The 20,038-nt window shown below is 73.1% G+C and carries 20 protein-coding genes; 12 read left to right on the forward strand and 8 right to left on the reverse strand.

Annotated features, from left to right (window positions below; all coding sequences use genetic code 11):
- Position 1 precedes the first annotated feature (1 nt).
- Positions 2–2,326 (reverse strand): Ig-like domain-containing protein, encoded by a 2,325-nt coding sequence (locus tag DQ237_RS05715; protein ID WP_113798033.1) that lies wholly within the window; start codon positions 2,324–2,326, stop codon positions 2–4.
- Between the two features lie 125 nt (positions 2,327–2,451).
- On the opposite strand from DQ237_RS05715, the gene purS reads away from it, so the two are divergent.
- Genes purS through DQ237_RS05735 form a run of 4 tightly spaced genes read left to right on the forward strand, consistent with a single transcriptional unit; the run spans position 2,452 to position 6,119 of the window.
- A complete protein-coding gene (purS, locus tag DQ237_RS05720) occupies positions 2,452–2,691 on the forward strand; it encodes a phosphoribosylformylglycinamidine synthase subunit PurS (protein ID WP_113798035.1) in 240 nt (79 codons plus the stop codon).
- A 28-nt stretch (positions 2,692–2,719) separates the two neighbouring features.
- A complete protein-coding gene (gene purQ, locus DQ237_RS05725; RefSeq protein WP_113798037.1) occupies positions 2,720–3,391 on the forward strand; it encodes a phosphoribosylformylglycinamidine synthase subunit PurQ in 672 nt (223 codons plus the stop codon).
- Complete coding sequence (gene purL, locus DQ237_RS05730) at positions 3,388–5,736, forward strand: phosphoribosylformylglycinamidine synthase subunit PurL (RefSeq protein ID WP_240619436.1); 2,349 nt, start codon at positions 3,388–3,390, stop codon at positions 5,734–5,736. Before purQ ends, purL begins: the two co-directional genes overlap by 4 nt.
- Positions 5,736–6,119, forward strand: coding sequence for a sterol carrier family protein (locus tag DQ237_RS05735; protein WP_113798039.1), 384 nt, complete (start codon positions 5,736–5,738; stop codon positions 6,117–6,119). Before purL ends, DQ237_RS05735 begins: the two co-directional genes overlap by 1 nt.
- A gap of 48 nt (positions 6,120–6,167) precedes the next feature.
- On the opposite strand, the gene DQ237_RS20400 is transcribed toward DQ237_RS05735, so the two are convergent.
- Together DQ237_RS20400 and DQ237_RS05740 are read right to left on the reverse strand one after the other, a co-directional pair.
- On the reverse strand, positions 6,168–6,302 hold the full coding sequence (locus tag DQ237_RS20400) for a hypothetical protein (RefSeq protein WP_255411528.1): 135 nt from the start codon (positions 6,300–6,302) through the stop codon (positions 6,168–6,170).
- Positions 6,299–7,060 (reverse strand): MFS transporter, encoded by a 762-nt coding sequence (locus DQ237_RS05740; RefSeq protein WP_240619437.1) that lies wholly within the window; start codon positions 7,058–7,060, stop codon positions 6,299–6,301. Before DQ237_RS05740 ends, DQ237_RS20400 begins: the two co-directional genes overlap by 4 nt.
- A gap of 178 nt (positions 7,061–7,238) precedes the next feature.
- On the opposite strand from DQ237_RS05740, the gene DQ237_RS05745 reads away from it, so the two are divergent.
- Together DQ237_RS05745 and DQ237_RS05750 are read left to right on the forward strand one after the other, a co-directional pair.
- Entirely contained in the window at positions 7,239–8,330 is a 1,092-nt protein-coding gene (locus DQ237_RS05745; protein ID WP_113798041.1) for an S-(hydroxymethyl)mycothiol dehydrogenase, read from the forward strand.
- Positions 8,327–8,938: an MBL fold metallo-hydrolase gene (locus tag DQ237_RS05750; RefSeq protein ID WP_113798043.1), complete on the forward strand. Its 612-nt coding sequence runs from the start codon at positions 8,327–8,329 to the stop codon at positions 8,936–8,938. Before DQ237_RS05745 ends, DQ237_RS05750 begins: the two co-directional genes overlap by 4 nt.
- Here DQ237_RS05750 and DQ237_RS05755 read toward each other — a convergent pair.
- The 3 genes from DQ237_RS05755 to DQ237_RS05765 form a co-directional block, all read right to left on the reverse strand.
- Positions 8,935–9,582, reverse strand: a complete 648-nt coding sequence (locus DQ237_RS05755) for a DUF5701 family protein (protein WP_113798045.1) — start codon at positions 9,580–9,582, stop codon at positions 8,935–8,937. The genes DQ237_RS05750 and DQ237_RS05755 overlap by 4 nt on opposite strands.
- 76 nt (positions 9,583–9,658) lie before the next feature.
- Complete coding sequence (locus DQ237_RS05760; RefSeq protein ID WP_113798047.1) at positions 9,659–10,645, reverse strand: RimK family alpha-L-glutamate ligase; 987 nt, start codon at positions 10,643–10,645, stop codon at positions 9,659–9,661.
- Positions 10,646–10,656: 11 nt separating this feature from the next.
- Positions 10,657–11,124: a hypothetical protein gene (locus DQ237_RS05765; protein ID WP_113798049.1), complete on the reverse strand. Its 468-nt coding sequence runs from the start codon at positions 11,122–11,124 to the stop codon at positions 10,657–10,659.
- A 203-nt stretch (positions 11,125–11,327) separates the two neighbouring features.
- Here DQ237_RS05765 and purF point away from each other — a divergent pair, with 203 nt between their 5' ends.
- Positions 11,328–12,866 (forward strand): amidophosphoribosyltransferase, encoded by a 1,539-nt coding sequence (purF, locus tag DQ237_RS05770; protein ID WP_113798050.1) that lies wholly within the window; start codon positions 11,328–11,330, stop codon positions 12,864–12,866.
- Positions 12,863–13,930: a phosphoribosylformylglycinamidine cyclo-ligase gene (gene purM, locus DQ237_RS05775; RefSeq protein ID WP_113798052.1), complete on the forward strand. Its 1,068-nt coding sequence runs from the start codon at positions 12,863–12,865 to the stop codon at positions 13,928–13,930. The genes purF and purM overlap by 4 nt, the downstream gene beginning before the upstream one ends.
- Before the next feature lie 104 nt (positions 13,931–14,034).
- Here the strand turns inward: purM and DQ237_RS05780 are convergent, their stop codons facing one another.
- On the reverse strand, positions 14,035–14,259 hold the full coding sequence (locus tag DQ237_RS05780) for a DUF3073 domain-containing protein (protein WP_113798054.1): 225 nt from the start codon (positions 14,257–14,259) through the stop codon (positions 14,035–14,037).
- Between the two features lie 185 nt (positions 14,260–14,444).
- The gene (locus DQ237_RS05785) at positions 14,445–15,509 is read right to left on the reverse strand and encodes a Glu/Leu/Phe/Val dehydrogenase dimerization domain-containing protein (RefSeq protein WP_113798056.1); all 1,065 of its coding nucleotides are present in this window, start codon (positions 15,507–15,509) and stop codon (positions 14,445–14,447) included.
- 167 nt (positions 15,510–15,676) lie between these two features.
- Here DQ237_RS05785 and DQ237_RS05790 point away from each other — a divergent pair, with 167 nt between their 5' ends.
- The 4 genes from DQ237_RS05790 to DQ237_RS05805 all read left to right on the forward strand — a co-directional run bounded on the left by DQ237_RS05790 (position 15,677) and on the right by DQ237_RS05805 (position 20,025).
- Positions 15,677–16,657 carry a sugar ABC transporter substrate-binding protein gene (locus DQ237_RS05790; protein WP_113798058.1) on the forward strand — a complete coding sequence of 327 codons (981 nt, stop codon included), beginning with the start codon at positions 15,677–15,679 and terminating at the stop codon, positions 16,655–16,657.
- Between the two features lie 104 nt (positions 16,658–16,761).
- Positions 16,762–17,712 (forward strand): ABC transporter permease, encoded by a 951-nt coding sequence (locus DQ237_RS05795; RefSeq protein ID WP_240619438.1) that lies wholly within the window; start codon positions 16,762–16,764, stop codon positions 17,710–17,712.
- Positions 17,709–18,506: an ATP-binding cassette domain-containing protein gene (locus DQ237_RS05800; protein WP_113798059.1), complete on the forward strand. Its 798-nt coding sequence runs from the start codon at positions 17,709–17,711 to the stop codon at positions 18,504–18,506. Before DQ237_RS05795 ends, DQ237_RS05800 begins: the two co-directional genes overlap by 4 nt.
- A gap of 163 nt (positions 18,507–18,669) precedes the next feature.
- Complete coding sequence (locus DQ237_RS05805) at positions 18,670–20,025, forward strand: M23 family metallopeptidase (RefSeq protein ID WP_113798061.1); 1,356 nt, start codon at positions 18,670–18,672, stop codon at positions 20,023–20,025.
- Positions 20,026–20,038 lie beyond the last annotated feature (13 nt).

The following is a 20,038-nucleotide window of genomic DNA, read 5'->3' on the forward strand; positions in this document are numbered from 1 at the left end:
GTCAGCGGACGGTGACCCGCCCGGTGCGCTGGTCGAGCGTGATGTAGCCGCCCTGGAAGTTCTGCCGCACGACCCCGCCGAAGACCATCTCGTCGGTGGTCGGGTAGCCGAGGCGGCCGTTCTCCCAGCCGGCGCGGCCCCAGGCGTCGCGGATGGCGCCGAAGGTGGGGTGCGCGCCCGCGGCGGGGGACCAGTGGATGGTGCCGCCCTGGAAGCCCTGCCAGCAGCCGCCGCCGCGCAGCCCGCAGACGGCGTTGCCGGTGGGATAGCCCAGGCGGCCGGTCTCCCAGCCGGCGCGGCCCCAGGCGTCGCGGATGGCGCCGTCGGTGATCCGGGCACCGGTGCCTGGGGTCCAGTGGATGGTGCCGCCTTGGAAGCCCTGCCAGCAGCCGCCGCCACGGAGCCCGCAGGTCACATCGGTCGTGGGATAGCCGAGTCGGCCGTTCTCCCAGCCGCTGCGGCCCCAGGCGTCGCGGATGGCGCCGTCGGTGGCGTGCGCTCCGGTGGCGGGGGACCAGTGGATCGTGCCGCCCTGGAAGCCCTGCCAGCAGCCGCCGCCGCGCAGCCCGCAGACCGCGCCGCCGGTCGGGTAGCCCAGGCGGCCGTTCTCCCAGCCGGCCCAGCCCCACGCGTCGCGGATCGCGCCGTCGGTGATCTGCGCGCCCGTGGCGGCGGTCCAGTGGATGGTGCCGCCCTGGAAGCCCTGCCAGCAGCCGCCGTTGCGCAGCCCGCAGACGGCGTCGGTCACCGGGTAGCCCAGGCGGCCGTTCTCCCAGCCGGACCGGCCCCAGACGTCGCGGATCGCGCCGTCGGTGACGTGCGCCCCGGTGGTCGGGGTCCAGTGCATGGTGCCGCCCTGGAAGCCCTGCCAGCAGCCGTCCGCACGCAGCCCGCAGTTGTCGCCGGTGGTGGGGAAGCCCAGGCGACCGGCCGGGCCGCCCCAGGCGGTGTACGTGTCGTGGTTCTCCCCGCTCACCCCGTGCGATCCGGTGCCGGCGCTCCAGTACACGGCGCCGTCCTCGAACGGCTGCGAGAGGCCGCGGGCGAGCGCCACCTGGCTCCCGGCGGGGTAGCCCAGCGGGCCCTCCTCCCAGCCGGCCTCGGCCCAGCCGTCCTCGATGAGCTGGGGCACGACCACGGCCCAGTTGGCCGGCGAGCCCCAGATGCTGCCCGACTCGAAGAACTGGGCGCAGCCGGACTCACGGAACCCGCAGTCCTGCGGGTCGAGCGGGAAGCCCATCGTGCCGACCCCGCCCGCCGCGTCGAACGCGTCGGCAAAGGCCCTCCACATGTGCACGGGGCTCCACGCGCCCTCCTGCAGGATGATCCCGTTCTCGTGGTCCTGCCGGAGGCCTCCCGGGATGGCGCGCTCGTCGACGGTGACCGGACCCAGCCCGCCCCGTGCGCCACCGAGCTCCAGGAACAGGCGGTCGATGAGGGTGAGCACGCCCGCCGTCGCGGTGACGGGGCTCGTCAGGCGGCTCGGGGGGTACACGATGGTGGGGCTGGCCGGGTAGGTCGCCTGCACCTGATAGCTGTACGCGCGGCCGGTCGTGAGGCCGGTGTCCTCGAACTCGGTGGCGGTGGTGCTCGTCAGCAGGCTGCCGTCGCGGTACACGTTCCAGGGGCCGGAGCCGGAGGCCTCCCAGTCCAGCGCCAGGGCGGTCGGGTCGGCCGTGACGTCGACCGTCAGGTCGCGCGGGGGATCGACCGGGTACGAGCGGGAGACCATGTTCGACCACGAGCTCTCGAAGCCGCCGCCGTTCAGCGCACCCACATGCCAGCTGTAGGAGTTGAGCTCGTCGAACCCCGAGTCCGAGAAGGACAGGGCCGTCGTGGTGACGTCGTCCCGGCCGCCGCGGTGGATCCGGTACTGGGTGGCGCCCGGGACGGCGGGCCAGGAGATCGTCACGGCGTCCGGGCCGGTCTCGCGGATGGTGACGCCGGCGGGGGCGGCGACGTCGTCCCAGAGCGTGACCGTCACGGTCGCGGTCGCGGTGTTCCCGTTGCCGTCGGACACCGTGTAGGTGAAGGAGTCAGTGCCCGCCGTGGCACCGGGGAGCGGGCGGTACCGCAGCCACGTCGGGTAGGTGCCGTCGATCGACACCGTGCCCTTCGCCCCCGAGGTGACCGCGGTGTACGTCAGCCGGTCCGCCTCGGGGTCGCTGTCGTTGTCCAGCGGGTACACCGCCTGTGCGGAGACCGTGTTCCGGACCTTGGCGGTGTCGTCCACCGCCACGGGGGCCTGGTTCACCGGCGCGGCCGCGGCCGGGCTCGCGGACAGGACGATCAGGGCAGCGGCTCCGGCCACCTTCAGCGAACGCACATCGTCTCCTCGACAGGCCCCGGGGATGAAAGTCCAGCTCAGCGCAGGTTCCGGAAACGGGGCGGCTCAGTGTGCACACTGCCGCGGTGAAAGGGAAGAAAGTCTTCCCGGGTACCCTCGTCGGCGTGTCCCGGGTGGTCGTCGACGTCGTCCTGAAGCCGGAGATCTCCGACCCCCAGGGTCAGGCGGTCCTGGGAGCGCTCGGCCGGCTCGGCCACGACTCCGTCAGGAGCGTCCGCCAGGGGAAGCACTTCGTGCTCGAGGTCGACGGCACGCCCGACGAGGCGGAGCTGAAGCAGATCGCCGAGACGCTGCTCGCGAACCCGGTGATCGAGGACGTCGAGCTGCACCTCGCGTCCGAGTAAGCAAGCCCACCGACCGAGAGAGGCGCCAGTGCGCATCGGTGTCATCACCTTCCCGGGTTCCCTGGACGACGTCGACGCCGCACGCGCGGTGCGCCTGGCCGGCGGTGAGCCGGTCATGCTGTGGCACGGCGACCACGACCTGAAGGACGTCGACGCCGTCGTCCTCCCCGGTGGCTTCTCCTACGGCGACTACCTGCGCGCCGGTGCCATCGCCGCCCGCTCGCCGCTGATGCAGGACGTCGTCGCGGCCGCGGAGCAGGGGCTGCCGGTGCTGGGCATCTGCAACGGCTTCCAGGTGCTGTGCGAGGCCGGCCTGCTCCCGGGCGCGTTGACCCGCAACAGCCACCTGCACTTCCGCAACCGCGACCAGGTGCTGGTCGTCGAGCGGGCCGACACCACCTGGACGCAGGACTTCACCGAGGGCCAGCGGATCCTCGTCCCGGTCAAGAACGGGGAGGGCCGCTACGTGGGCTCCGACGCCGACCTCGACCGCCTCGAGGGCGAGGGCCGGGTGGTGTTCCGCTACGCCGACGGCAACCCCAACGGCTCCAGCCGCGACATCGCCGGCGTCGCGAGCGAGAACGGGCGTGTGGTGGGTCTGATGCCGCACCCCGAGCACGCGATCGAGGACCTCACCGGGCCGTCGACCGACGGGCTGGGCTTCTTCACCAGCGTCCTGAAGGCGGTCGTCAGCGCATGACCGAGTCAGCCACCGCAGGCCTCTCCGACCTCGACACCGGCCCGGGTCGACTGCAGAACCGGCTCGACACGGTCGACCTCGCCGCCCGCACGCCGGACGACGAGCAGCCCTGGGCCGAGCTCGGCCTCAAGGCCGACGAGTACGCCCGGATCAAGCAGATCCTCGGCCGTCGTCCCACCACCGCCGAGCTGGCGATGTACTCGGTCATGTGGAGCGAGCACTGCTCCTACAAGAGCTCCAAGGTGCACCTGCGCCGGTTCGGCGACCTGCCGGAGAGCGACGCCCTGCTGGTCGGCATCGGCGAGAACGCCGGTGTCGTGGACGTCGGCGAGGGCTACGCGGTCACCTTCAAGGTCGAGTCGCACAACCACCCGAGCTACGTCGAGCCCTACCAGGGGGCCGCCACCGGCGTGGGCGGCATCGTCCGCGACATCCTGACGATGGGCGCCCGCCCGGTCGCCGTCATGGACTCGCTGCGCTTCGGCCGGGCCGATGCCCCCGACACCGCGCGCGTGCTCCCCGGCGTGGTGGCCGGCGTCGGCGGCTACGGCAACTGCCTCGGCCTGCCCAACATCGGCGGCGAGATCCTGTTCGACGACTGCTACGCCGGCAACCCGCTGGTCAACGCCCTCTGCGTCGGCGTCATGAAGCACGAGGACGTCCGGCTGGCCAAGGCCGAGGGCGTCGGCAACAAGGTCATCCTCTTCGGCGCCCGCACCGGCGGCGACGGCATCGGCGGCGTGAGCGTGCTGGCCAGCGAGACCTTCGACGCCGAGGGTCCGGCGAAGCGGCCGGCCGTCCAGGTGGGCGACCCGTTCACCGAGAAGCTGCTCATCGAGGCCTGCCTGGAGATCTTCGCCCAGGACCTGGTGACCGGGATCCAGGACCTCGGTGGCGCTGGGCTCTCCTGCGCCACGAGCGAGCTGGCCAGCGCCGGCACCGGCGGCATGCACGTCGACCTGGACACCGTCCCACTGCGCGACAGCACCCTGACGCCGGCCGAGATCCTGATGAGCGAGTCGCAGGAGCGCATGTGCGCGATCGTCGAGCCGGACAAGGTCGAGGCGTTCCTCGCCGTCTGCCGCAAGTGGGACGTCCGTGCCGCGGTCATCGGTGAGGTCACCGACGGCGACCGGCTCACCGTCGACTGGCACGGTGAGCGCATCGTCGACGTCCCTCCGCGCACGGTCGCCCACGAGGGCCCGGTCTACGAGCGGCCGATGCAGCGCCCCGCAGACCTCGACGCCCTCCAGGCCGACGACGCCGCGCGGCTGCCCCGGCCGACCACCCCGGCCGAGTTGCAGGCGCACTGGCTGGCCGTCGTCAGCAGCCCGGACGGCGCCGACAAGACGTGGGTCACCGAGCAGTACGACCGCTACGTGCGCGGCAACACGGTGCTCGCGCAGCCCGACGACGCCGGCGTCGTCCGGATCGACGAGGAGTCGCACCGCGGCATCGCGCTGTCGCTGGACGGCAACGGCCGCTACGCCCGCCTCGACCCGTACACCGGCGCCCAGCTGAACCTGGCCGAGGCCTACCGCAACGTGGCGGTGAGCGGCGCCCGGCCGCTGGCCGTCACCAACTGCCTGAACTTCGGCTCCCCGGAGAACCCCGAGGTCATGTGGCAGTTCGCCGAGGCCGTCCGCGGCCTGGCCGACGGCTGCCGCGCGCTCGGCCTGCCGGTCACCGGCGGCAACGTGAGCCTCTACAACCAGACCGGCGAGGTCGCGATCAACCCGACCCCGGTCATCGGCGTGCTCGGCGTGCACGAGGACGTCCGGAAGCGGGTGCCCACCGGCTGGCGGACGGCCGGGGAGACGGTGCTGCTGCTGGGCGAGACGAAGCCCGAGTTCGGCGGTTCCGCCTGGGCGAGCGTCGTGCACGGGCACCTCGGCGGCAAGCCTCCGGCGGTCGACCTGGCGGCCGAGCAGGCGCTGGGGCGCCTCCTCGCGGCGCTCGCCGACCAGGGGCTCGTCGGCTCCGCGCACGACCTGGCCGACGGCGGCCTCGCGCAGGGGCTGGCCGAGTCGGCGCTGCGGTACGGCCTCGGCGCGACCCTGGCGCTCGGCGGTGACCCGTTCACCGCGCTGTTCAGCGAGTCCGCGGCTCGCGTCGTCATCACGACCTCGGACCCGGGCGGGGTGAAGACGACGGCGCAGTGGGCCGGTGTCCCGGTGACCGAGCTCGGCACGACCGGGGGCGACGCGCTGGTCCTCGACGGGCTGATGGAGCTGCCGCTGGCCGAGCTGCGGGCCGCCTGGACTGCGACGCTCCCGGCGCTGTTCGGCGGGCCCGAGCACACGCCGCCGTTCACCGTGCCGACGGGCGCCGTCCCCACCGCCTGATGCCGGCACCCATCCCGGCCGAGGAGTTGCGGGCCGCCGTCGACCCGGTGCGGGCCTGGCTCGCGGGGGAGGCCGAGCAGCCGCCGCGGGCGGTCGTCGGCGCCGCGGTGAGGACCAGCGCCCGCTGGCTGGCCCAGCAGGTCCCGGGCCGGTCCGTGGAGCTGCGGGTGCCGCCGCACGTCGCGGTGCAGTTCGTGGAGGGGCCGCGGCACACGCGGGGCACCCCGCCGAACGTGGTCGAGACCGACGCCGCCACCTGGCTGCGGCTGGCCACCGGGGCGCTCTCCTGGGCCGAGGCCGTCGCCACGGGTGTCGTCAGTGCCAGCGGCAACCGCGCCGACCTGAGCAGGCACCTCCCGCTGAGCCCCCTGAGACAGCACTGAGCCCCGCCCGCTGGGCAGCGGACGGGGCTCAGTGGTGTGACGGGTGGATCAGCCGCCGAAGAGCGTGCTGGCGGTCTTCACGGTCTGGTAGAGGCCGTAGACCAGGGGGACACCGACCAGGGCCCAGGCGAAGGCGATGAAGCCCACCGGGGTGTGCGTCGGCTGCTGGTTGGGAGAGCTCATCGGACGGCGCTCGCTTCCTGGGTGGAGGGGACGGGGGAACCGGCCTTCGGCTCGTGCCACTTGGCGGCCACGGGCTTGACCAGCAGGTTGGCGATGAAGCCGACGGCGAGCAGCCCGACCATGATGAACAGCGCGGGCCGGTAGTCGCCGGCGACCAGCTCACCCGGGGTGCCGCGGGTGTCGAGGACACCGTTGACGATCAGCGGGCCGGCCACACCGGCCGCCGCCCACGCGGTGAGCAGCCGGCCGTGGATCGCGCCGACCTGGTAGGTGCCGAAGAGGTCGCGCAGGTAGGCCGGGACGGTCGCGAAACCACCGCCGTAGAAGCTGATGATGATCGCGGCCAGGACGACGAAGACCCAGGTCGCGGTGCTGCCGACGGTGGCCAGCAGGACGTAGAGGACCAGCCCGACGCCCAGGTAGACCATGTAGATCGGCTTGCGGCCGATGAAGTCCGACGTGGTCGACCACAGGAACCGGCCGCCCATGTTGAACAGCGACAGCAGGCCGACGAAGCCGGCGGCGGAGGTCACGGCCACGGCGGACGCGGACCCGCGGAAGAAGTCCTGGATCATCGGGCTGGCCTGCTCGAGGATGCCGATGCCGGCGGTCACGTTGCAGAACAGCACGATCCACAGCAGCCAGAACTGCGGGGTCTTGATGGCGTTGGCGGCCGAGACGCTCTCGGTCGTGACGAGGGCCTTCTGCTTGATGCTCGCCGGGTCGAAGCCGGCGGGCTTCCAGTCGGCGGCGGGCACGCGGACCGGACGGCCACAACCGGGACGCGCCCTGTGATCTGGGTCGCGATCGGGTGGCACGGTACGTCGTAGTCCGGAACTTGGCGCGCACAACTCGCCAGCGTGAGCAAGCAGTGACTCGATGTGATGGAACCGTAGCGACCGGGCCGCCCGCGACCGTCGACCCTAGGCTCGGGACATGGCGTACGAGGTGCGGGGAGTCGTGTCCCGGGGCAAGGGGCAGCCGGTCGGAGTGGAGACGATCGTGGTGCCCGATCCCGGGCCGGGCGAGGCAGTCGTCGACGTGCAGGCCTGCGGGGTCTGCCACACCGACCTGCACTACCGCGAGGGCGGCATCAACGACGCATTCCCCTTCCTCCTCGGCCACGAGGCGGCCGGCGTGGTGAGCGCCGTCGGCGAGGGCGTGACGAACGTGGCGGTCGGCGACTTCGTCGTCCTCAACTGGCGTGCGGTCTGCGGCCAGTGCCGGGCCTGCCTCAAGGGTGAGCCGCAGTACTGCTTCGACACGCACAACGCGGCGCAGAAGATGACCCTGACCGACGGCACCGAGCTCACGCCCGCGCTGGGCATCGGCGCCTTCGCGGAGAAGACCCTCGTGCACTCCGGCCAGTGCACCAAGGTCGACCCGGCCGCACCGGCCACCGCTGCCGGCCTGCTCGGCTGCGGCGTGATGGCCGGCGTCGGCGCGGCGATCAACACCGGGGGCGTGCGGCGCGGCGAGAGCGTCGCCGTCTTCGGCTGCGGGGGAGTGGGGGACGCCGCCGTCGCGGGGGCGACGCTCGCCAGCGCCACCACGATCATCGCCGTCGACATCGACGACCGGAAGCTCGACTGGGCGAAGAGGTTCGGCGCCACCCACACGGTCAACTCCAAGGAGACCGACCCGGTCGAGGCGATCCGGGCGCTCACCGGCGGCCACGGCTGCGACGTCGCGATCGACGCCGTCGGGCACCCGGCGGTCTTCGAGCAGGCCTTCTACGCGCGCGACCTCGCCGGCCGTGTGGTCATGGTGGGCGTCCCCACCCCGGACATGCAGATCACCCTGCCGGCGATCGAGATCTTCGGCCGCGGCGGGGCGGTCAAGTCCTCCTGGTACGGCGACTGCCTGCCCAGCCGCGACTTCCCGATGCTGGTCGACCTGTACCTGCAGGGCCGGTTCCCGCTCGATGAGTTCGTCAGCGAGACCATCGGTCTGGACGACGTCGAGGCGGCGTTCTCCAAGATGCACGCGGGCGAGGTCCTCCGCAGCGTCGTGGTGTTCGAGAAGTGAGCGCCCGCATCGACAAGGTCGTCGTACCCGGGGTCTTCTCCCTCGACGGGCAGGACTTCGACGTCGAGAACAACGTGTGGCTGGTGGGCGACGACGACGAGGTGCTCGTCATCGACGCCCCGCACGACGCCGCCCCGATCGTCGAGGCGGTCGGCGGGCGGAAGGTCACCGCGATCGTGCTCACCCACGGGCACAACGACCACATCACCGCCGCACCCGCCCTGCGGGAGGCCACCGGTGCGCCGATCTGGTTCCACGGCGCCGACCGGATGCTCTGGGACATGACGCACCCGGACGTCGAGCCCGACCGCGAGCTGGCGGCAGGGCTGCGGTTCCGGGTCGCGGGCACCGGGCTCATCGCGTTGCACACCCCCGGGCACTCGCCGGGCAGCACGTGCCTGCACTCCGCCGACCTGAACACCGTCTTCACCGGCGACACGCTGTTCTGCGGCGGGCCGGGCGCGACCGGGCGCTCGTTCAGCGACCACCCGACGATCCTGAACTCGATCCGCTCGCAGCTGTTCAGCCTGCACGGCGACACGGTCGTGCGGACCGGACACGGCGAGGACACCACGATCGCCGCGGAGTTCCGGGGGCTGCAGGGTTAGACGGCTGCCCGGGCGGTCGCGGAGGCGAAGCCGAGCCAGGTGTGCCGGTTGCCCGCCCAGCACCAGCCGACCTTGGGTGCACCGCGCCGCTCCCGGCCGTCCCGCCCGGTGCCGTTGCTGATCCACAGCGCCGGCGTGCGGGAGTCCAGGCGTCCGTCGCCCTTGCGCAGCCGGGACCCGATGGTCATGAAGCAGACGTTGCGGGCCAGGACGTCCGGGCACTGCAGGAGCCAGTGGATCCCCTCGGCCAGGGTCAGCGGTGTGCGGCCGGCCGCGGTGATCGCGGGGAGGGCCTCGTCGGGGCTCCAGTTCAGCATCTCGTCGCCGCGCTCCACGCCGCGCACCGCGTAGACGGGAGCGGCGGGCAGCTCGACCGCCTCGATCGGCTCGAACGCGTCGACGTCGGTCATGTCGGCGACGACGAAGCCGGGCTTCCCGCCCAGCTCCAGCAGCGGGGCCAGCGCGGATGCCGGCGCGCGGTCGGGGTGCACCACCAGCAGGGCGCCCGTGGGCAGGCGGTCCGCCGCCTCGCAGAGCCCGCGCGCCGTCAGGCCGGCGATGCGGTGGGCGCCGAGGGCGATGAGCCGCTCGGCCTGGACGGCCGCCGGGGGGAGAGGGGTGGGCGCGGGAGCGGTGGACGTCATGGGCACAGGTGGACCTCCGTGGCCGGGCGGGACCGACCGACAACGAGCGCCCGGGTCGACGCGTTCCCGGCCCCGGTCATGCCGGCACGGTTGACCGGGCCGACGCGGCACGAAGGAGGAAGCGAGCGAACGTCCGTCCCAGGGGCGCCCCGGTCAGGGCCTCGACGAAGAGGAACTGCCCCTGGGGGTTGACCTCCAGCCAGACGACCTCCCCGTCGTCGGTGACCTTCAGGTCGAAGACGCCCATCGTGAGGCCGAGCCGCTGCAGGCACTGCTGGAGCAGCGACTCGAGCGCGTCGTCGAGGCCGACGACGCGGATCCCGGTCCGGAGGTCGGCCCGCCAGTCGAGCAGAGGGCTGTCGATCTGCGCGCAGACGACGGTGTCGCCGAACACGTGCACACGCAGGTGCCGGGATCCCGGCACCAGCTCCTGGTAGATGGTCGGGCAGGACATGATCGAGCCGTCGCTGAGCGAGCCGTCGACCGTGCCGGCCAGCAGACCGGCGCGGTGCGTGCCGCGCACCGGTTTGGCGATGACGCCCGCGCGCTGCTCGGCGATGAACGCCCGGACCTCCCCCGGGTCCTGGCTGACCAGGGTGGCCGGTATCCGGAGCCCGAGATCCCGCGCGACCGACAGCTGCACGAGCTTGTTCTCCGCCGCCCGCACGGCGTCGGGGTGATCGATCCACCGTCCCCGGAAGTCGGTCGCCAGCGCGCCGTGCAGCGCCGCGGACTGGTCGTTGTTGATCAGGTCCGCCGCGGGCGCGCCCTCCATGCCCCGCGTGGCCACCTGCGGGTAGTTGACCCGGCGCCACCACAGCACGTCCAGCGCGCCGACGTCGATGCGCCGGGCTCCCGCGCGCACGGAGGCGCGGGGCGGGCCGTCCCCGCACCGCCACGTGAGCCCGGGGGTCGTCGACAGGGTGTCCGCCTCGATGATCTGCGGCGTCACCCCGTGCTCCAGGGCCAGGTGATGGGCGACCACGTGCGCGTGCAGGTCGTCCTTCACCGTCACGATGCCGATCCGGGGCGACCGCCCCGCACCCTCCTCGCCGGTCAGCACGACGCGCGTGCTCAGATGGCGTCGCAGTAGTCGAAATCGCCGTCCGGCCGGTGGCACCAGCCGTAGGTCGGCGTCGCCGCCATGCGGGATGCGCGGGCGGCCTCGGAGGAGATGCCCACCATCTCCTGCATCGCCCGGTCCCAGTTCTCCACCTGGTCGCTCGGCACCGGCGCGAAGTGCGTGGGGCGGTTCGCGAAGACCGTCGGCACGTCGCGGGAGACCGGGAGCTCGGTGTCCGACTCGCCGGCGACGAGGTCGCAGTCGTCCCAGCCGTACGGGCCTCCGGTGACCGACCAGGAGCCGCTCTCCCCGGGCATCATCGTCGCGACGGGAAGACCGACGGTCCTGCGCATCGTGTCCTCCCACAACCCGAGCAGCTCGGGCGCCACCGGCACGTACTTCTCGGGCCGGAACGTGAAGACGACGGGCTGCTCGATCGGCCGCCGCTCGTCGGTGAACTGTTCCTGGGAAACTGCCACGGCACTCGCCTCCGAAGTGCGTGTTGTCGGATGAGGGTGCGCAGTGAACTCCCCGACCGGTGGGTTCCGGAAGCTCGATCGGCACGAGTTGTCCGCCTCGCGTCGTGCCGTCACGGCGGGTGTGCCGACACGACCGTGGGTGACGCGGCCCACTCTCCCGGCTCAGGACTGGGCAGGAGCGACCGCGCCGGTACCCTCGACCCGTGCCTCGCGGTGATGGACGGCTGACGCACGACCTCGACCCCCAGTCCCCCGGACCTCAGGACGCCTGTGGCGTCTTCGGTGTGTGGGCGCCGGGGGAGGAGGTCGCGAAGCTGACCTATTTCGGTCTGTACGCCCTCCAGCACCGTGGTCAGGAGGCGGCCGGGATCGCCGTGTCCGACGGCGCCTCGGTCGTGGTCTACAAGGACCTCGGGCTGGTCAGCCAGGTCTTCGACGAGGCGACCCTCGGCAGCCTGCGCGGTCACCTGGCCGTCGGCCACACCCGGTACTCCACGACCGGCGCCTCCACCTGGGAGAACGCGCAGCCGACGTTCCGCACCACGGAGGCCGGGACCGGGCTGGCGCTCTGCCACAACGGGAACCTGGTGAACACCGCCGAGCTGGCCAGCAAGGCCGCCGACGCCGGGGTGCGGGGCGCCTTCGCCGCGACCACCGACTCCGACCTCGTGACCTCGCTGATCGCCTCGTACCAGGACCTCTCGGTGGAGGCGGCGGCGATGGAGGTGCTGCCGCAGCTGCGCGGCGCCTTCTCCATCACGTTCATGGACGAGGACACCCTGTACGCCGCCCGCGACCCGCAGGGCGTGCGCCCGCTGGTGCTGGGCCGGCTGGAGCGCGGCTGGGTCGTGGCCAGCGAGACGGCAGCGCTGGACATCGTCGGCGCCTCGGTGGTGCGGGAGGTCGAGCCCGGCGAGCTCATCGCCATCGACGAGAACGGCCTGCGCAGCCAGCACTTCGCGCCCGCCGAGCCCAAGGGCTGCGTCTTCGAGTACGTCTACCTCGCTCGTCCCGACACCACCATCTCCGGCCGCGGCGTGCACGCCGCGCGCGTGGAGATCGGGCGCCGGTTGGCCAAGGAGCACCCGGCCGACGCCGACCTGGTCATCCCGGTGCCGGAGTCGGGCACCCCGGCCGCCGTCGGGTACGCCGAGGCCAGCGGGATCCCCTACGGCCTGGGCCTGGTCAAGAACTCCTACGTCGGCCGCACGTTCATCCAGCCGTCGCAGACGATCCGCCAGCTGGGCATCCGGCTGAAGCTCAACCCGCTGCGCGACGTCATCCGTGGCAAGCGCCTGGTCGTCGTCGACGACTCGATCGTGCGCGGCAACACCCAGCGGGCGCTGATCCGGATGCTGCGGGAGGCCGGCGCCCTCGAGGTGCACGTGCGGATCTCCTCGCCGCCGGTGAAGTGGCCGTGCTTCTACGGCATCGACTTCGCCAGCCGGGCCGAGCTGATCGCCAACGGCCTGGACATCGACGGCATCCGCGCCTCGATCAATGCCGACTCCCTGGCCTACGTCTCCGAGCAGGGGCTGATCGCGGCCACCGAGCAGCCGGTGAACCGGCTCTGCACCGCCTGCTTCACCGGCGAGTACCCGATCGACCTCGGCGCCCCGGAGGTGCTGGGCAAGCACGTCCTCGAGGGGATCGGTCAGCGGGCGGTCAGCGGCTGGACCGGCCAGCAGGCCGGCAGTGCCTCGGTGCCCGGTGGCGCGGAAGAGGCGCTGAGGCGGCCGTGAGCGACCAGCAGTTCACCTACGCCGCGGCCGGCGTCGACATCGACGCCGGCGAGCGCGCCGTCACGCTGATGAAGGCCGCCGTCGAGCGGACGAACCGCCCCGAGGTCGTCGGGGGGCTCGGCGGGTTCGCCGGCCTGTTCGCCCTCGACGTGCAGAAGTACCGCAAGCCCCTGCTCGCCTCCTCCACCGACGGCGTCGGCACGAAGATCGCCCTGGCGCGTCTGCTGGACCGGCACGACACCGTCGGCATCGACCTCGTCGCGATGGTCGTCGACGACCTGGTCGCCTGCGGCGCGGAGCCGCTGTTCCTCCAGGACTACGTCGCCTGCGGCAAGGTCGTGCCGGAGCGGATCGCTGCGATCGTCACCGGCATCGCCGCGGGCTGCACGCAGGCGGGCGCCGCGCTGGTGGGCGGTGAGACGGCCGAGCACGGCGACCTCATGGACGCCGACGAGTACGACCTCGCCGCGACCGCCGTCGGCGTCGTCGAGGCAGACGCCGTCCTCGGGCCCGAGCGGGTCCGCGACGGCGACGTCGTGGTCGCGATGGCGTCCTCCGGCTTCCACTCCAACGGCTACTCGCTGGTCCGCCGGGTGGTCTCCGCCGCCGGGCTCGACCTGCACGCGACGCCGACCGGTCTGGACCGGCCGCTCGGCGAGGAGCTCCTGGAGCCCACGCGCATCTACGCCCGCGACTGCCTGGCGCTGGTCGAGGAGCTGGGCGTGGGCACGGTCCACGCGTTCGCGCACATCACCGGCGGCGGGCTCGCGGGCAACACCGCCCGGGTCGTGCCCGAGGGCCTCCGGGCCGTCCTCGACCGGTCGACCTGGGCGCTGCCGGCTGCCGTCCGGCTGATGGAGGAGCACGGCGTGCCGCGCTCGGAGACGGAGCGCGCCTTCAACTGCGGCGTCGGCATGGTCGCCGCCGTCGCTCCGGAGCACGCCGACGACGCGGTCCGGCTGCTCACCGGCCGCGGAGTGCCGGCCTGGGTCGCCGGCACCGTGAGCACCCGCGGCGACGACGACGCCGCACCGGCCGCGGAGCTCACCGGCACCTACCGCTGAGCCGCCCGCGCCGGGCGCCGGTGCGGACGCGACCACGACACGACACCGCCACCCCGCGGGGAGCGGTGTCGTGTCGTGCGACGGATCAGGTCAGGGCACCGCGGTCAGCGGCTGGGAGCCCAGTCGTCGTCGGTGTCGTCGTCCGCCCAGCGGTCGGCGTAGGCGTCGTCGTCGTCCTCGTCGTCGTCCACCGCGCTGGGCGGCGCGGAGTACGACGACGGAGAACCCGCCAGCTCGCGCTGAAGCGCGGAGAGGTCGGTGTTCGGTGAGCTGTACTTGAGCTCACGGGCCACGCGTGTCTGCTTGGCCTTCGCTCGGCCGCGCCCCATCGGCTCGACCCCCTCGTTACCGGAGTGCGGCGGCCCAGCCCGCGGCTGGACGGCCCGCGTGGCGACCCCGACTGAGTGACTATGTCTTGAGCAACCTTACGACACGGATCGGCAACGGGCACACGTCCCTCCCCGAGGCGGGTCCAGGTCGCCCGTCCGAGCGACCCCGGCCCTCCCCGGAGAGGTCAGCGCGGCAGCCGGATCGTGGCCAGCCGGCCGACCGAGCGCATGCGCTCCTCGGCCAGCCGGTCGGCGGCCACGGCGGGGGAGAGGCCCTCGGCGTCGGCCAGCGCGAACACCCGCAGGGCGACGTCGAAGATGCCCGAGGCCTTCGCCTGCGCCCGGGGGAACGAGAAGCCGTGCCGCTCGTCCTCCACCTGGATCACGCCACCGGCGTTCACCAGGAAGTCGGGGGCGTAGAGGATCCCGCGCTCGCGCAGCCGGTCGGCCATGCCGGGGGCGGCCAGCTGGTTGTTGGCGCCGCCGCAGACGATCCGCCCCGGCAGGACCGCGACGGTCTCCTCGTCCAGCGCACCGCCCAGCGCGCAGGGTGCGTAGACGTCGTGCGGGGTCCGGACGAGCGCCGCGGTGTCCTCGACGGCACGCACCTGCGGGTGCCGGGCCTGCAGCCGCTCGACGGCCGCGGGGTCGACGTCGGTGACGACGACGTCCGCGCCGTCCTCCACCAGGTGGCCGGCCAGCCACGAGCCGACCTTGCCGACGCCGGCGATGGCCACGGTGCGCCCGGTCAGCGACGGCGCACCCCAGCAGTGCTGTGCGGCGGCCCGCATGCCCTGGAAGACGCCGTAGGCGGTGAGCACCGAGGAGTCCCCGCACCCGCCGTAGGCCTCCGAGCGACCGTGCGCGAAGCGGGTCTCCCGCCCGACGACGTCGAGGTCGGCGTTGTAGGTGCCGACGTCGCAGGCGGTCAGGTACCGGCCGCCGAGAGACTCGACGAACCGGCCGTAGGCGCGCAACAGGGCCTCGGTCTTGTCGGTGCGCGGGTCACCGATGATGACGGCCTTGCCGCCGCCGAGGTCCAGGCCGGCGAGGCTGTTCTTGTAGGACATGGCGCGGGAGAGCCGCAGCGCGTCGGCGACGGCGGCGTCCTCGTCGGCGTAGGGGTAGAAGCGTGTACCGCCGAGCGCGGGGCCGAGCGCCGTCGAGTGGATCGCGATGATCGCCCGCAGCCCCGACCCGGGATCGCTGCAGAACACGACCTGCTCGTGACCGGAGGAGAGGACGTCCACGACGAGGAGCCTAGAACGCCCGCGCCCTCCCCCGGTCGGAGGAGAACTGCGCCGCGTCGGCCCCTCCTGACCGGCCTCCGGTCGCCGGGTGGAGCATGATCCGTGGTCGGACCGATCCCCGGTCCGGACGCGCGGGCCCCGCCCGTGACCACAGGAGGACTTCTGCGATGCCCGCACCGAAGCGACTGGTGGCGCTCGCCGTGGCCGCGCCCCTGCTCCTCTCGGCCTGCACCACCGACAGCGCCGGCGACCCGGGCGGCTCGAGCTCCGGCGGCGGAGGTGGCGGGAAGGACCTCACCTTCTCCGTGATCACCCACGGGTCGGCCGGTGACGCGTTCTGGGACGTCGTGCAGAACGGTGCGGAGCAGGCCGGCGAGGACCTCGGGATCGACGTCGACTACCAGAGCGACGGCGACCCGCAGCGGCAGGCGCAGCTCATCGACGCGGCGGTCAACTCCGAGGTCGACGGCATCGTGGTCTCCATGGCCAACCCCGACGCCCTCCAGGACTCGATCGAGGCGGCGGTCGAGGCCGGGATCCCGGTCGTGACCATCAACTCCGGCGGTGAGCGGTCGGCCGGGCTCGGCGCGATCGGTCACGTCGGGCAGGACGAGCAGATCGCCGGACGCGGAGCCGGCCAGGAGCTCGCGGGCCGCGGCGCGAAGAACGTGCTGTGCGTGGTGCACGAGGCCGGCAACATCGGGCTCGAGCAGCGCTGCGCCGGTGCCTCCGAGGGGCTCGGGGCCCAGGTCACCCCGTTGCAGGTCGACGTCAACGACCTGCCCGGCGCACAGTCGGCGATCGCCTCGCAGCTGCAGGGCGACAGCAGCATCGACGCCGTCCTCACCCTGAACTCCGCGGTCGCCGCGGTCGCCGTCGAGGCGGCGGCGGACGCCGGGTCCGACGCGCAGGTGGCGACGTTCGACCTGAACGAGGACGTCATCAGCGGGATCCAGGACGGCGACATCGCCTTCGCCGTCGACCAGCAGCAGTACGAGCAGGGCTACCTGCCCATCGTGATGCTCAAGCTCTACGCGCAGAACCTGAACACCGTCGGCGGCGGGCAGCCGGTGCTCACCGGCCCCGGCATCGTCGACGCGGACAACGTCGACGAGGTCGCCGACCTGGCCACGGCCGGCACGCGCTGAGCGCCCCGGGGGCCACGGCCCCGGCCGAGCGCCGGGCCGACGAGCGGCTGGCGGCCCCCGGGCCGCTGCGCCGCCTGCTCGTCAAGCCCGAGCTCGGCGCGCTGGTGGGGGCGGTCGCGGTCTTCCTCTTCTTCGCGGTGCAGTCGGAGACGTTCCGCTCGCCCCGGGGGATCGCTAACTGGCTGGACCCGGCCTCGACCCTCGGGATCATGGCGGTGGCGGTCGCGCTGCTGATGATCGGCGGGCACTTCGACCTCTCCGCGGGCGTCCTGACCGGCACGACCGCGCTCACCGTCGGGGTCGTCGCGACCGAGTTCGGGCAGAACCTGTGGGTCGCCATCGCGGTGTCGCTGGTGCTCGCCCTGGCGATCGGTTTCGTCAACGGCTGGCTGGTGACCAGGACCGGGCTGCCTAGCTTCATCATCACGCTGGGCACGTTCCTGATGCTCCAGGGCCTGAACCTGGGGCTGACGAAGCTGTTCACCGGCACCGTGACCGTCGGCGGCATCGACGACGTGCCGGGGTATGCGGCCGCCGAGTGGGTGTTCGCCTCGAAGGTGGAGGTCCTCGGGGCGGAGGTGCGCGTCGCCGTCCTGTGGTGGCTGCTGTTCACCGCCCTGGCCACCTGGGTGCTGCTGCGCACCCGCTTCGGCAACTGGGTGTTCGCCACCGGTGGGGACGACGTCGCCTCGCGCAACGTCGGCGTGCCCGCGCGCCGCACGACGATCACGCTGTTCATGACCACGGCAGGGGCGGCCTGGTTCGTGGGGACGACGCTCGCCGTGCGGCTGACCTCGGTGCAGGCCAACACCGGCATCGGGCAGGAGCTCATCTACATCGTGGCCGCCGTCATCGGTGGGTGCCTGCTCACCGGCGGGTTCGGGTCGGCCATCGGCGCCTCGCTCGGCGCGCTGATCTTCGGCATGACCCAGCTGGGCATCCCGTACCTGCGGTGGGACGCCGACTGGTTCTACTTCTTCCTCGGCGCGATGCTGCTGCTCGCGGTGCTGGCCAACCGGCTGGTCCGGCGCTACGCAGAGGCGGCCCGGCGATGAGCGGCGTGGGCGGGGAGCCGGCGCTGCTCGAGCTGCGCGACCTCGGCAAGGACTACGGCTCGGTCATCGCGCTCGACGGCATCAGCGCCTCGGTCCGCGCCGGCGAGGTCACCTGCGTGCTGGGCGACAACGGCGCCGGCAAGTCCACGCTGATCAAGATCCTGTCCGGCGTGCACCGGGCCGATCGCGGGGAGCTCCTGCTGGACGGGGCTCCGGCCTCCTTCGGCGCGCCCCGGGAGGCGCTCGACGCCGGGATCGCGACGGTCTACCAGGACCTCGCGATGATCCCGCTCATGGCGATCTGGCGGAACTTCTTCCTGGGCGCCGAGCCGACGAAGGGCTGGGGCCCGTTCCGCCGCTTCGACGTCGCGGAGGCCAAGGAGACCACCCGCCGCGAACTGGCTGCGATGGGCATCGACATCCGCGATCCCGACCAGCCGGTGGGCACGCTCTCCGGTGGCGAGCGGCAGTCCGTCGCGATCGCGCGGGCGGTGCACTTCGGGGCGCGGGTGCTGATCCTCGACGAGCCGACCTCGGCCCTGGGCGTCAAGCAGGCCGGCGTGGTGCTGCGCTACGTGGCCCAGGCCCGGGACCGGGGTGTGGGGGTCGTGCTGATCACGCACAACCCGCACCACGCCTATCCGGTCGGCGACCGCTTCCTGCTGCTCAACCGCGGTCGGAGCCTGGGTGAGTACGCCAAGGCCGACATCTCGCGCGAGGAGCTCACCCGGTTGATGGCGGGGGGAGCGGAGCTCGAGGCGCTGGCGCACGAGCTGGAGCGCCCGGTCGACTGACCGACATGTCGACATGCCGACAGTGCTGAGACGGTCACTGACCGTTCTGGTTGCGGCGCGTCAACTGTTCCGCGTGTTGCCTTTGTGACAACTGGTGACGGTGCGACTCTCACTGGGCGCCGAGCTGCTTTCGGCGCCCACCCTCTTCCCCAGGGAGCGAGTCATGTCCCAGCGCCGTCCGTCCGGACCGGCGACCCCACGGGCCGGCAGCCGCCGTCCGTCCGTGGGCCGTACCGCCCGCCCGCTGCGCGCCGCCGTCCTCGGTGTCGTGGCCGGCGCAGCGCTGTTGGGGACCGCCACCCCCGCCGTCGCCGTTCCCCCGCCCCCGCCCAACCCGACCGACAGCCAGCTCGGTGCGGCGAAGGGCGCCCAGGACGCGGCCGCCGCGGAGGTCGGGCGGCTCGCGGGCCTGGTGGCCGGCGCCGAGGCCGAGCTGGAGCGCTACGGGGTCCAGGCCGAGGCTGCCGGCGTCGCCTACGAGGCAGCCCTGGAGGCCCTCCAGCTGGCCCAGGCCGCGGCCGACCAGGCGGCCGCGGAGCTGCAGCGCGCCGCCGACGCCGTGGCCGCCGCCGAGGCCCGCATCGCCACGTTCTCGCGCGACAGCTACATGAAGGGCTCCACCCTCACCAGCTCTGCGGCCCTCTTCGACGCCGAGGGCCCCGGGGAGCTCATCCAGAAGGCGGCGATGCTCGACTACGTCGCCGACAACCAGATCGACGTCCTGGGCGCACTGGAGGTCGCCCGCGTGCGGCAGGCCAACGCCGACGCCACCGCGCGAGCCGCTCGCGACGAGCGCGCCTCCGCGGAGGACGCCGCCGAGGCCGCGAAGGCCACCGCCGATGCCCAGCTCGCGGCGCAGCAGTCCGCCTACGACCAGGTGATGACGCAGAAGGCGCAGTACGAGCAGCAGCTGCAGGCCGCGCAGATCCACCTCCTGGAGCTCCAGGGCGCCCGCAACGCCTACGCGCAGTGGGAGGCGCAGAAGCGCGCCGAGGAGGCGGCCGCGGCGGCCGCCGCCGAGCGGGCGGCCCGCGCCGCTGCCGCCGCCCGCGGGAACTCCGGCGGGGGCAGCAGCAGCGGTGGCGGCGGGAGCATCGGGCCGGTCTCCGACGGCCACGCGAAGCCGGCCTCCGGCCGGGTCTCCAGCTGCTTCGGCTGGCGCTGGGGCGCCCTGCACGGCGGCGTCGACATCGCCGCGCCGATCGGCACGCCGATCTACGCCGCGTCCTCCGGGGTGGTCCGCCGCGCCGGTTCGGCCACCGGTTTCGGCCTCGCCGTCTACATCGAGGGCGACGACGGCGAGGTCACCGTGTACGGCCACGTGAACCGCTACTTCGTCGAGACCGGTGAGCGCGTCTCGGCCGGCGAGCAGATCGCCGAGGTCGGCAACCGCGGTCAGTCCACCGGACCGCACCTGCACTTCGAGGTGCACCCCAGCGGCGCGATGTACGGCGGCCAGGTCGACCCGGTCCCGTGGCTCAACGCCCGCGGCATCTTCCTGGGTGGCTGCGGAGGCTGAGCCGGGGGAGGCG

This window comes from Blastococcus sp. TF02-8 (genome assembly GCF_003319175.1).
Lineage (GTDB): Bacteria > Actinomycetota > Actinomycetes > Mycobacteriales > Geodermatophilaceae > Blastococcus.